The organism is Bacillus sp. AF62, from assembly GCF_050312695.1.
GTDB classification, from domain to species: Bacteria; Bacillota; Bacilli; order Bacillales; family Bacillaceae_G; genus Bacillus_A; species Bacillus_A cereus.
Genome location: NZ_JBNPJZ010000108.1, coordinates 1 through 12,784, shown reverse-complemented (window position 1 = coordinate 12,784; position 12,784 = coordinate 1). Strand labels below are relative to the sequence as shown.

The window sequence follows — 12,784 nt, the reverse complement described above, 5'->3', positions numbered from 1 at the left end:
ACTTGAAAATAGCAGACAGAGTTGCTTATTGGCAGGTGTAGCGATTTTATTAAAAAGATTTTAAACAGGTTCTAACATCGTCATACATCAACTCCGTACACTTCTGTTGTCCCATACCCTTAAGTACTTTCATTTTCATATTTTCTGCCCTTGTATATGTTCATCTAGAATCTGTAGAGTAAGATGCATCGCTTCCTTAGGAATCTGTCCATCAAACCGCTTCATAACTCGGTAAAATGGATGACTCTCATGTAATACGTCCATAATATGAGAGCATATATAGGGGTTCTTTTCCATTTGTGTAAAGAACATTTGTAAATCAGCTAAAAATCCCTTTTCTTTCGGAAACATACCCAGATACAGTACCGTACTTGCTAAAAGATCTACCACCGTGTCTTTCCAAACAGTCGCCTGTTCCACAGCCTGATACGCTTTGCTAGAAACTACCAAATCTTCTGCATATCGGTTTAACTCTTGCATTAAGTAGAACTTTCTACCTCTCCCAGGTTTTCCAAAGATTACGTTATTTTTCTTCACTTCCGCTCCCACCTCTGGTAAAGTAAACGGATTGATGTACACCCCCTCTATACTTTGTCTCAAAAACATAAACAAATACCCCTTTCATCGTTTTATTTATTTATATCGTTAAAAAGAAATATAAAGTGTTGTTAAAATGGTTAATTGGGCCGTATAGATGTTGGAAGTTTCTCATCTTATTAGCCCATTAATATATGTGTTTAGTTTTCAAAAACCAGTAATTCTATTTGAATTTTGAATGTTTTTTACTATAATTAATCTAGAAAGTTAGTTAAATTTCATCTTTTTGTAATCAATTACTATGAAGTTTCTTCTTCGCGAACTCTATAGTAAGTCGGTATAAAAAAGTATTCTACAGGTTTATTGAAAATAGCAGAGATCTTTTCTGCTCGTTCTGCATTCACTCCAGATTTTCCTTTTTCAATTGCATGTAATACTTGGGGTTTAATGTGTATTTTTTGGGAAAGCTTTTCTAAAGAAATTGATTTACTTACCCTTTCTTGGTATAACATAGTTAATTCAACCTCCTTTCTTTTGATTTAACTACATTGTACATCACTTCAAAAGCGAAATCAACTGTAATTTAGTTTTTTTTAGGAAGTACATCTAATGTAGTTGCAACTTAACTATTTTAGATGCACACCTTTATAGGATATTAATTAGAAAGGAATTGAAATATGAGTATTTTTGGTGCCCGTGTAAAAACGTTACGCTTAGATCGCGGATGGAGTATGAAACAATTAGGAGAGGAAATTAGTAAATTATCTGGATCTCCCTTACCTCAAACAACTGTATCTAATTGGGAGAATAAAGGTTCAGAACCTCCATATAATATTCTAGTTTTAACTGCTACAGCATTAGAAGTAAGTACAGATTATTTACTTGGCAAAACTGATGAATTACAATTTGAACAGCATATTTTAAAAGATGCTGTACCAACACCTCCTGATTACACAGAAGATGTTGCAAACATAAATAACAATAGTACTGCATCTTTACAAAACTTAATTCAAGAATTAAAACACGAACTAAATAATCTACCTATAAATAAAAAAGAATCCATAGAAAACGATTTGAATGAATATTTAGAATTCTTGGGATATAAACAAGAGAAATTATTAGTTGACTTTAAAACATTTTCAAAATACATTAAATATCAAATAAAAAATCTCTAGTAATAACTAGAGATTTTTAAAATTTATATGATATTTGCTTTAAATAAAACCATAACTATTATTGATATCCTTCAATAATAGTTATACAATAGAACATATACATAAAAAACAACTATGATACAGTAAAAAAACAAAAAATAAACCCTACCGCACACATTTTTAATTGGTAAATTCACTTTGGCCGGTGAACCAATTAAAAACCCGATGAAAGTAGGGGGTTTATCTTTTATAATTATACTTGCTACATAACCATTATAGCATGTAAAAATTATAATGTGAATAAAAACCTCTACTTTTCCAGCATTTTTCTGTGCATTTACGGTGGTAAAAAATAGGAGGTTTTTTTCTATGGCAACTGGTTTTGAAAACATAACCGCTATGGATCTAACTAGCGATATTCATTTGGACAAACGAACTTTCAAGACAAACATGAAATTCAGTAAAAAAAATAAAAAATCAAAATTCCTCATGCATGGGCCAAAGTTTTTTGATGAGCTTCGTATATATTTAATCAAAAATAACGAGCTTGGAGAATATGCTTTGCCTTCATCAGCATTAGCCACTTACATTTTACTTCACTATAAGGTAAATGATTTAGGGCGACTTCCTCGCGATTTCAAACTATCTACTGTCGCGAATGAATCTGATATCCCCTATACAACTATTCATACAGGTTTCCAAGCTTTACTTCATTCTGGACTTGTTAGAGAAATTTTTATTAACGGAAAAATTCCAGTGTATGAAATTTGTAACTATGCAAGATTAAATCGGACAGCAAAAGAAACAAAAGATAATGATGGAAAACTTTCATATTTTCGAATCCCTAACTTATTGTTAGAGTCTTCTATTTTAAAAGAGTTAGTTTCCCATCGTGACAGCAAAGGTATCATTGAACTTTTAAATCTATGTAATAATTTCACTCGTGAACTTAAATTTAAGAGTAAAGATTCCATTGAAAAATACACGTTACCTCGCAACATGGACGGCTTAAAGGAACGTTTAGGACGCAATGCGAAAAAGGTACGTAACTACCTAAAAATTATCTCGCCAATTTTTAAATTTGATGCTGCTATACAAAAGGTTCGGAACCCACGTAAAGGACGCATAGCTCGTATACGTGAAAAAATTCAACAAATCGTTATCACTCAATTTACGGTTAGCATGAATCCTGCATGTGTGATTGAAAATGACCTAGCTGAAATTAAGCAAACTGAAGCTAAAATGCGTAAAGAAGCAACAGCCCGTCTTGAATCCATTGGGATAGCATTAACCACTAAAGATCGTAAAGACATTGTTGTTTCTTATAAAGGAGAAGTATCACGAATCGCTACATATATTAAAAACAAACAACTTCGTGATGATTTTATGACTTATACCATGAGTTATGCAATGGATCAATGTGAAAGTTTCTTAGTACTTGGAGAAAAAATAAAATCACTTGGTGGCATGGTCCGAGCAAAACTGCGTGAATCGTTTATTCCATGGGCGGAACGATATTTAGACGATGATACACGTCATGCACTTGTACTGGAACTCATTTCTCATGATATTGATGTACCTGATGCATTCAGACTTACTTAAATTTTAAAAATGAATAGATTATGAGCCTTGTTCAAAAAAACACTAAGGACAGGGCTATTTGTCATGTTGAAATAAAATAGACAATCTTTCTATTACCCTATAATTCAAAAAAACAGTAGGTTTGATTTTCCTTCCCCTACTGTTTTTTTATACTTCCATATACTAAATTACGTCTAAATACTTGTGGAATTGTTAGTAATTTATTAATTAAATTGTGTAAACCTTAATACATTGTTATAAAACTTGTGTGAAACTGGATAGTTTGTAGTTGTAGTTATGGATAAGTTAGTATTTCGATTCAATTTTTTAGTCAATTTATCTAACCTTAGAGCCACAAGAGTTTCCAAGCTTTTCTTTTCATCTATATAGTATTTGTATCTTTTATATTATTATTGAAACTTTTATATAGTGATTGAAATTATTATTTAATAAATGAATCTATACATAAACAAATGAAAAATTAATAAAAAGCTTATTTTTCATACATTTACAATTTTATAGGGAATTCTGACAAACCTCGTAAATAGAATTAAAACTTTTAGGGAAATTCGACTAGTTTTAGCGAAGCACAAGGGTTTTCATAAATCTCTCAGAATTGCTACAGCAACTGACTTAATCTCTAAAACTTTAATTAGGAGTTGATTGTATGAGTCAAGTAATCTCATTACAACGTCCACAACGTCCATTAAACAGTTCGGACGTTGCACACAAACTAAACATACCTCCAAGTACATTGCGGACGTATACAGTACACTTCAGACGCCTTGGACACAGTTTTAGTAAAAAGAATGGCCGAATATTATATTCAACCCGTGATGTAGAGCTATTTAAACAGATGATAAAGTTACATGAACAAGGTTTTGGGACAATTTCCGAATGTGTTTTAAACGTTTTAAACGTCCACAACAACGTTGTAAACATTTCAAACAATAGTGAGGACACAATGGACAACGTGGACAGTCAACACAAACAAATTAAACAACCTCAGGACACCTCTTCACCAATTGACACAGTAGATGAGATAGCAAGGATCCGGAAAGAAATGGAGGGATTGCGGAAATATGTCGATGAAAGCATAAAAAAACGAGATGAGTGGTTGCTACAAACATTGCGAGAAGTATTAGAAACAAAACAACAGAAGCAAAAAAAGAAAAGATGGTGGCAATTCTGGAAGTAAATCATCTAGCCCCAACCCCTTCCAGTCTTGGAAGGGAACTCGCTCGGCGCTTGCCAGGCAAACAGGTTGGGAAGCCCTTTCAGCCTATTTGCAATAGGTTCTAGCGTTTGGGATAGACGAATCTGTCCATTCCTTATCCTCCCTCGCAAAGAACGCTCAGTCCGGTATCATGGACAGATACCATGTGTACGCTACTATTGTTTGATAGTGAGAATAATAGGTTTTAAAATAAGGAATTCTCCAAGTATGATGGAGGGTTTCTTATTTTTCGTTCGATTAATACGGGGAATGACTACAATTTATATGGAAATAGAAACAACCTTCATGAAATTTTGCATCTACACACTCCACTCCCTGCATTCAAAAAACTTGCACAGAATGAAACGTGTAAAAATGGAATAAAATTTATACTCATTTCATGTGAAACGAAAATAAAAATAGAGCACTGAATAAAATTTATTTCCGTTTTACATAAAGATAAAATATATATGGAATAAATTTTATTATATTTATATTGAAAATGGAATAAAATTGATGTATAATAAGGGTGTAAGGAGAAAGTGAAATAAATTTTATTTTTTATAGTTGTTATTTAGAATAAAAATGGTGGGAGGAACTGAAATGACAAATGAAAATCTTAGTGTGGTAGAAAAAATTAAAGTGAATGTGGAAGCTGATCTCGGAAATAGTAATTTGAAAATTTTTATTAATGATGAATACGTAACTGTACCAAATGTCTTTCAACGTGTTCATGGGGGAATGGATGCCTATGAATCTGATGAAAATAAGAATGTACTAAATTTATTGGAGAATTTATATGTTCATGTATCTAGTAGTGCAATTAAAAGGAATGGAAGTTTTTTAATCGGGAAACGTGCCATGCAAAACTCTGAAAAAATGAAAGCGATGAATATTAAGATTGCCAATAAACATGAAGAAGATCTTCCAATTATTAATACATTAAGTGTTATTGGAGCAAAAATGATTCAAAAAGTATATAAAGAGACAAAAGCAATTCCTGATGTATTGAATATAGATATAGATTTAATAACTGCTATTCCTGCAAGTCAACATACCCCTAAGACAGCTCAATTCCTTGTAAACAGATTTACAGAGAATAAACATGTGGTAATCATCTATGTCGGTGACAGACCTATCACAGTACAAGTTGAATGCTCTAAAGTACGAGTTACAAAGGAAGCATTAGCAGCGTTATATGCGATTACAGAAGCTCCAGATGAAATGTTCAAAGAGTTTCAGGAACTATACAAAGATTGTTTAGATAATAAAGAGATTACAGGAGACTTCTTTAAAGATAAAAAAATTCTACATACGGATATTGGCGAAGGAACAAGTGAGTATATTTTTACCGATGGTTTAAGTCCAGTCTTAGACAGTTGTTCTGGTGAAAGAAGAGGAATTGGTCATGCAATTGAAGAAGCGTGTACCTTGTTAAATAAAGAAAGAACAACTAATTTTAAGAGACAGCAATTTACTGAAATTCTTTTAAATAAAAATGATAAATACTATGAGGATGCATCCGAATTTATATACAATACAAGATTCGAACAAGCGGAATTAATTCAAGAAGATATAGAAGATAAATTCACGAATGCTACAGGCGGTCAGGCTGAGGTATTAGCTGTGTACGGAGGTGGTAGTATTTCGTTGAAAGAAGAATTATATGATGAATTATTAAGGTTGTGTAAAAGAACGGGTATGATGTTATTATATGTTCCAGAAAAATATGCAATAGAATTAAATCCAAAAGGTATGAATGTTTTGAGAAAAATCATTGATTAAAAAAACAAATATCAAAGTAGAAAAATACGTCATATATGTAAAAAGGTGAGTCGAAATGAAACAAGAACAATATAATTGGAAATTTAAAAAGATGACAGATGATCCAAGTTTTAAAGAGTGGCATAGTAACCAAGATAATATCTCACACTCATTGAATACATTGGTTAGCTTTATCATTCGTTTAATTGGAACAGGTGATTTAGGAAGTTTCGATAATCAAACAAAACTGCAACAAGTTTTGTTACTACAAGATGAATCATTTATTAATGCCGTTGCGAAGAGAGTTAATACTCGTTCATCAAGTAGCTTTGTTGATACAGATCAGGAAAGAATAGATGAAAAAACAGTATTAAAAGAAATGAGTACAGAAGCTTCGAACCAGCAAATTCAAACAATAGAACAAGAAGCTCAAAAGATGATAAAAGAAGAACATTCAACAGAAAACAATAAGCTAGAAACATATGAAGAAGTAAAGAAAAATGCAAAAAACTTTTTTTGAAAAGGAGAAAAGGGAAATAGCCGCATTACAAATGTAATACGGCTATTTCTCTTTTTGTGAGTAATACCCTCAGCCAGTATTACCATGTGCATAACTAACTACAGCACTGCTAGCTTGTTGGACATCTAATCCGATTGAAGGATTTCCAATTGTAAAAATACCTATAGCGATAAGGCTTACTAAACTTAATTTTAAAAGCTTCATTTTAACACCTCTTTGCTAAAAAATTTTTCTTTTGCCTGATAAGTTAAATGGAAATATGTGCTAGATTTTTCGAATTGAGTATTGTTATGAAACTTAAGAGCTAAAATTTCGTAATATTCTTGAATATACTCCCATAGTTTTTCTTGGTTAAAGTAGTCCATTCCTGCTAAGATATTATTTTCTAAAATTTCAGTTTTATTTTTATTGCATAAGTTATTAAGAATTTCAAAGTGATATTGGTATTCCAGTATCTCTAATTCTTTACAAATATGTAGTCCTTTTGTTATAAGCTCTGATGCAATTTTTGTTTTTCCTAATTTTAGGCGTTGCTTAGCTTCAACAAAAAGTGCTCTATAGTTACTTGACATCTTCTGATTTACTTCAGATAAATAACGAACTGCCAAGACAGATTGCTTTTGTTCAGCATACATTAACCCTAAATTCTGACGAGCGATTAATATATCTCTTTCGTTACCGAATGTACGAAATAAGTCTATTGCTGCGAGGAAATATTCTTCTGCCATCTCGAATTCGTTTAAGTGAGTACAAGCTAATCCTAAAAGATTATTACAATAGGAAATTTTTAATTCGCAATCAGCGTTATTAACAAATATATCCTGGGATATATTTGCGTATTTTATAGCGAAAAGAGCTTGGTGAATATGGTAATGAAAAATGGCTAAATTATAATAGAATTCAGCTTTTTCAAGATCATCAGGAATGTGTATTAGTAGAACTTCAGCTTTTTCATAATGCTCTTTTGCTAAATTATAGCTTCCAACTGCGTTGGAATGAATGGCTTTAAAAAAGTGGTAGTAATATGCTAGGTAGTCTTCTTTTGGAGTGTTGAAATCTTCGATTTTGTCAAAACTATTTTTAGAAATACCCATGTTATTAATTAGATATTTATGACGGAAATTAAGGAGCGAGTAATAAAATAATAAATCTTGATTGTTTTGTATATTACTAATTTAACTTTCGATCTCGTTTTTTAAACGATTAGCATTGTCACTATTCCTGGAACGAATTTGTAAATACCATTCATTGAGTAATTCAGTAAGTTGTTCATTGCCCTTTAGTTGAACGTTCATATAATCCTCCTATCACCCTAATAAAGGGAATATTCTTATAATATATATTATCAGATAGCAAAACTTCTTATTTTGATAAGGTGTATTTTTCAATATTATTTTTAATATTCAGACTTTTAAATGATCATACGAACTCTATACAGTGGTATATCCATCTTGAGGGAAAGTTAGTTCATTTCTTCTTTAAAATTTTGTCATGTTAGAACCAATCCGTCCGAGTGTAAGAAATAAAAGGATGAAAAGTATCACAAATTTAATGATTGCAAATGAAATGGTAACGGTGAATATCAATAGCTTTAAAAATGTTCTTAGAATCCATTTTAAAATATTCATAGATATTTGCTCCTTTATAATTCCATATCATAACTTTTTCTTTTTATTTTCTTCTCTCTCTTTTCTTCATTATCCTCTTCAGTTTCTTTATTGGTTGAGCTTTTTACTTTGTCTAAATCTCCAACTGTTTGTACAGAATTTTTTGTGTCGTCTATATCTATACGGTCAGGTGTTCCAGCATTATCTAGATCCCGTTCTCTGGTGATTTCTTCATAACGAATACGAATGATTGGATCTTTAGCCATTATAGTATCTAATGTATCAGCCCCTACTTTGCTATTTATTTCTTTCAAATCTAATGATTCAATACTTGTCAAAAAGGATTCCTTATATTGGTCTTCAAACAAATCTTTAAAGGAGGTATATGTGATTGATTGAGTAGGAGTTGTTCTTTCTTTATCTTCCAAATTAAATGAGGAAAATTCTATATTCCCATCATCTTTTTCTTTGATAAGTTTATTTTAAAAAAACGATAGATAAAAATATATCTATCGTTTTAAAGATTTATCGACTAATTGATTGTTTCTTGTTCTTATCTTTCGATACTTCTTTTTCTTCTTTCTTGATTTTGGCATCAAGATCTTTAACGCCATCCATTGAAAATTCAACTTTCTTTTGTTTAGCGGTATCTATTTCCTTTCTGCTTTTTTTTGCATGCTCTTGCTTTATATCATTAAGAATGCTATAAAATTTATCAACATTAACTTTGCCATCTGCTTCACCAAAAGAAGAAATGTTTTGTTTAACAACAGTATTCACTTTTTCAATTTGTTTAGGAGTGAAATCTTTCTTCATCTCATCCAATTTATTTGATTCCACATAGGAACTCTTATCCGCATAATGATTATCTAAACTTTCACTCATAACTTTTGTATATTGAAGCATTAATTTTTGTTCATCATTGCTCAATGAATTTAACATATTTTTAACTTGTTCTTTATCATCTTTAGCATGTATTTCAACTTCAGTTGTTTCTTTATTCGTATCTTTTTTCGTTAACTTCGGCTCCTTTTCTACATCTTGTTTATAACGGTTTTCAAACAGCTTTTCAACACGATTCACTTCTTGCGAGTATAAACCTCTTTTGATTTCATCAAGCTCTTCTAATTTTGCATAAAGAAGCTTTTCTTGTTTTGACAAACGATCATAATTAATATTATTTTCTTTTGGTTCGTTCTTTTCTGCTGTTGTAATTTCATCGTAAACTTCTTTTACTTTTTCGGCTTGTTCTGGTGTTAAATCTTGGCGAACTTCTTTCAACTCATTTTCTGCTGTCTTCACTTCTTCTTTTTCTAATACCGCACCTTTTCTTTCAACAATATTTTTTAATGCTTTTTCAATTACATTAGCCTGCGCTGCTGAAAAGAAGAAAGAATAATCTTCTTTACCGTTTCTCACAACAGAAAAATCCACGCCTAATTTTTTTAACTCTTTTTGATAATCATTTAACTGTTGCTTTGTTAAATTTTCATCTAAAGCAACTATGCCACCAGTTTTTTCATAAGATCACTAATTTTTTGTTTTCCAATTTTAGTCTTATCATCAAATATAAAATCTTTTGGTTCTTGTTCTTTACTTTCCAGTAATTTTGATAAAGCTTCTAAAAGACGTAATAAAGTTTGTTCTGATATTTTCAAAGACTGTGCTACGACTTCTATTGCGATCTGTGTATGCTCATCTACAGAAACCATTTTCAGACCAACCCCTGTATAAAGTATTTAACTGAATTATACCATTTTTTGGACGGAGATGATATAATTTTTAGAAATACATATTGAGGTTTTAGCAAAAGGCAAGCTACGGGATTACCATGGTAATCCCCAAAAACGTTGTTTTTGACGTGCTAGGAGGTTTCCTAGCACCTTTACCGTTTTGAGGCTTTTAAAACGGTTGTCGCTTCGCTCGATTAATTATAAAACTGGTGGTGAAATTATGACATTTATTCATAAAACATATCTACAAATAACTTTAGGTGAAAAAGATAAAGAAATGATAAAAAATAAAGCAGAAGAATTAGGATATAAAACGGTATCTGCATTTCTTGTTGATAGTGCAAAAACACATTTTAAACTTGAAGTAGATATGAAGATTTACAGGGATTTAACTAAAGAAATAAATTACATTGGTAAGAATATAAATAGCCTAATTAGAAGGATTAATACAGATGGAATTTACACGGATCATGATATTGATTTCCTTAAAGTTAATCAGAAAAAAATCATAAAAATAATTCATAAAGAATATGACCGATTACTTGATTTGAAAACCAATTTTAATAGCGATAGCTTGACTAAAAAACAGAAGAAAAAATTAATAGAATCATTATCCGAAAATCAAATTCAAATACCCAAAAAATTAGTATTAGAAGAAGTATATGAAAAGATAAAAGAAGATTTTCTTTATATTATAGAATCTATAGAAAACTCGCCTGAACAAGCTAAGGAAGTAACAGAATATGTATGGCAATATTTATATGGAGATACGTTATATAAGTTAGATGATAATCAATTAATAAAATTGGCCGATAGCATATTTATTTTCGCACAGAAATTAAAATTCAAGTTATCCAAACTTGATAATATTTTTGAAGATGATGATTGGTTTGAATTGAAAGATATATTAGATGAATATGAAATTTATTAGGTAGGGATTGATTACAATGTCTATTGTTAAAATACAAAAAATCAAGAATTTAAACGGTTTCATAAATTACGGTATGCAAGAGCACAAAACAAACGAAGAATTAGTCACATCCTTTGAGTGTTCTATTGAAACAATAGAAAGGGATTTTAGAAGTGTTTTAGTTGACTATAATGAAAAGAATAATTGTAATAAAAACGTGAGTGCAAGAATGATTATTCAATCGTTTGATAGTGACGATAATCTAACACCAGAACAAGTTCATCAATATGGAGTAGAATTTGCTGATAATTATTTGAAAGGAAATCATCAATATACAGTCATTACACATATAGAAACTGATAATTTACACAATCATATTGTTTTTAATGATATTGATTTTAATAAATTAAAAATGTTCGATACAAAGCGTGCAAACACTTTGGATAGATTACGAGAAGAAAATGATAAAATATCCGAAAAATATGGTTTGTCAATAATTGAAGAAGGCAGAAAGAGAAGAAAAAAATATTTAGCTTTTAACGAGTATGTAGCCAGATCAAAGCAGAAATCCTTCAAAGGAAATTTAGAAGAAATAATTGATAAAAACATATCAAAATCAAATGCATTCAATGAATTTTTAAGCTTAATGCAAAAAGAAGGATATGAGCATAAACAGGGGAAATATTTATCATTTATGAATCCGAAGTCAGGGAAGTTTATGCGAACTAAAACAATGGGATTTAATTACCTGGAACCCTCTATCAAATACAGAATAGAAAACAAAGATTATTCACCAGTCCAAACAAGTATAATCAACAGGAAATGGATTGATAAGTCACAAGAGAAATTTAAAAATAATAAGGGGCTTCAAAGGTGGGCTACTAAGCAAAATATTAATTACTTAAATGAATTAAGCTCTAAGCTGTATAAACTCAATGTTTCGATTACGGAACTTGAGGAAATTGAAGCAAATAAGGAAGCGTTAATTGACAGTTTTGAAAAGCAACTTTTAGGTATTGATAATGAGATTTTTAGATTAAATAAAATGAAGGGCTGTTTCCGCACTTATAAAAAGAGTCATCCTTTAATTGTTGCTTATAAAAAAGCTGAAAATAAAATGGCATTTAAACAAGAACGGTATCATGAATTTAAAGAGTATGATGTTGCAAAACGTGATATGAACTATCTCAAAAAGAATTATGGTATTATTGATGAATCTGAATTACATTATAAATTGTCATTACTGACAAAAGAACGAAATTTACTGTATGGAAGTTTAGGAAAAGAAAAAGAAGTGGAAGTAAATAGACAAGAGCAACAAAGACAGCAGCAATGTAGAAAAGAAAATGAACGATAAAAAGTTGTAGCGCCTCACAAAAATAATATTGTATGGTTTTTGATGATTGAAGTAAATTAAAGCGCTGGGAGGTGGAACGTTTTTGTTACATATATGGAATGAGATCTTAACGGCTCGTGAGGCGAGTATAAAGCTAGGTAAAAACCCTAAATATATATATATTTTATGGATAAGGCATTCCAATGTTTTATTGAAGGATAGCGTGAAAATGATTGGTAGAGAACTACTGATTACAAGAGAAGGATATGAATACTTAAAGATATTAGCAAAAAAAGGTGAGTGACCTTGCTGTTTAAATTAACGTACAAGAGTAGTCCATAAAAGAGCACTCTTAGAACCTGTTTAAAATCTTTTTAATAAAATCGCTACACCTGCCAATAAGCAACTCTGTCTGCTATTTTCAAG

14 protein-coding genes and 1 pseudogene are annotated in these 12,784 nt (G+C 30.7%); 8 read left to right on the top strand and 7 right to left on the bottom strand.

All coding sequences use genetic code 11. The annotated features are described in order from the left end of the window. Positions 1–135: 135 nt before the first annotated feature. Together ACQRBL_RS27695 and ACQRBL_RS27690 are read right to left on the bottom strand one after the other, a co-directional pair. On the bottom strand, positions 136–606 hold the full coding sequence (locus tag ACQRBL_RS27695; protein ID WP_000479843.1) for a hypothetical protein: 471 nt from the start codon (positions 604–606) through the stop codon (positions 136–138). 230 nt (positions 607–836) lie between these two features. Beyond that, positions 837–1,049, bottom strand: a complete 213-nt coding sequence (locus ACQRBL_RS27690) for a helix-turn-helix domain-containing protein (protein WP_000966774.1) — start codon at positions 1,047–1,049, stop codon at positions 837–839. 165 nt (positions 1,050–1,214) lie between these two features. On the opposite strand from ACQRBL_RS27690, the gene ACQRBL_RS27685 reads away from it, so the two are divergent. The 5 genes from ACQRBL_RS27685 to ACQRBL_RS27665 all read left to right on the top strand — a co-directional run bounded on the left by ACQRBL_RS27685 (position 1,215) and on the right by ACQRBL_RS27665 (position 6,772). Then, on the top strand, positions 1,215–1,712 hold the full coding sequence (locus ACQRBL_RS27685) for a helix-turn-helix domain-containing protein (protein WP_023523701.1): 498 nt from the start codon (positions 1,215–1,217) through the stop codon (positions 1,710–1,712). A gap of 348 nt (positions 1,713–2,060) precedes the next feature. Beyond that, a complete protein-coding gene (locus ACQRBL_RS27680) occupies positions 2,061–3,293 on the top strand; it encodes a hypothetical protein (RefSeq protein WP_023523702.1) in 1,233 nt (410 codons plus the stop codon). Between the two features lie 646 nt (positions 3,294–3,939). Then, positions 3,940–4,470: a MerR family transcriptional regulator gene (locus tag ACQRBL_RS27675; RefSeq protein ID WP_097984939.1), complete on the top strand. Its 531-nt coding sequence runs from the start codon at positions 3,940–3,942 to the stop codon at positions 4,468–4,470. Positions 4,471–5,091: 621 nt separating this feature from the next. After that, on the top strand, positions 5,092–6,273 hold the full coding sequence (locus tag ACQRBL_RS27670; protein WP_000180607.1) for a ParM/StbA family protein: 1,182 nt from the start codon (positions 5,092–5,094) through the stop codon (positions 6,271–6,273). 55 nt (positions 6,274–6,328) lie between these two features. Beyond that, the gene (locus ACQRBL_RS27665; protein WP_000808209.1) at positions 6,329–6,772 is read left to right on the top strand and encodes a hypothetical protein; all 444 of its coding nucleotides are present in this window, start codon (positions 6,329–6,331) and stop codon (positions 6,770–6,772) included. Between the two features lie 69 nt (positions 6,773–6,841). Here ACQRBL_RS27665 and ACQRBL_RS27660 read toward each other — a convergent pair whose 3' ends face one another. The 5 genes and pseudogenes from ACQRBL_RS27660 to ACQRBL_RS27640 all read right to left on the bottom strand — a co-directional run bounded on the left by ACQRBL_RS27660 (position 6,842) and on the right by ACQRBL_RS27640 (position 10,091). Continuing rightward, on the bottom strand, positions 6,842–6,976 hold the full coding sequence (locus ACQRBL_RS27660) for a hypothetical protein (protein ID WP_000771185.1): 135 nt from the start codon (positions 6,974–6,976) through the stop codon (positions 6,842–6,844). Further along, positions 6,973–8,067, bottom strand: a pseudogene (locus ACQRBL_RS27655) (tetratricopeptide repeat protein). Before ACQRBL_RS27655 ends, ACQRBL_RS27660 begins: the two are co-directional and overlap by 4 nt. Positions 8,068–8,414: 347 nt before the next feature. Then, positions 8,415–8,717: a hypothetical protein gene (locus tag ACQRBL_RS27650; RefSeq protein ID WP_411996354.1), complete on the bottom strand. Its 303-nt coding sequence runs from the start codon at positions 8,715–8,717 to the stop codon at positions 8,415–8,417. Between the two features lie 187 nt (positions 8,718–8,904). Beyond that, positions 8,905–9,798, bottom strand: coding sequence for a hypothetical protein (locus tag ACQRBL_RS27645; RefSeq protein ID WP_002180784.1), 894 nt, complete (start codon positions 9,796–9,798; stop codon positions 8,905–8,907). A gap of 83 nt (positions 9,799–9,881) precedes the next feature. Beyond that, positions 9,882–10,091, bottom strand: coding sequence for a hypothetical protein (locus ACQRBL_RS27640; protein WP_000255365.1), 210 nt, complete (start codon positions 10,089–10,091; stop codon positions 9,882–9,884). Between the two features lie 241 nt (positions 10,092–10,332). On the opposite strand from ACQRBL_RS27640, the gene ACQRBL_RS27635 reads away from it, so the two are divergent. The 3 genes from ACQRBL_RS27635 to ACQRBL_RS27625 all read left to right on the top strand — a co-directional run bounded on the left by ACQRBL_RS27635 (position 10,333) and on the right by ACQRBL_RS27625 (position 12,662). After that, positions 10,333–11,043, top strand: coding sequence for a hypothetical protein (locus tag ACQRBL_RS27635; RefSeq protein ID WP_000142775.1), 711 nt, complete (start codon positions 10,333–10,335; stop codon positions 11,041–11,043). 16 nt (positions 11,044–11,059) lie between these two features. Further along, complete coding sequence (locus ACQRBL_RS27630) at positions 11,060–12,379, top strand: relaxase/mobilization nuclease domain-containing protein (RefSeq protein WP_411996355.1); 1,320 nt, start codon at positions 11,060–11,062, stop codon at positions 12,377–12,379. An 82-nt stretch (positions 12,380–12,461) separates the two neighbouring features. After that, the gene (locus ACQRBL_RS27625; RefSeq protein ID WP_000902463.1) at positions 12,462–12,662 is read left to right on the top strand and encodes a hypothetical protein; all 201 of its coding nucleotides are present in this window, start codon (positions 12,462–12,464) and stop codon (positions 12,660–12,662) included. Positions 12,663–12,784 lie beyond the last annotated feature (122 nt).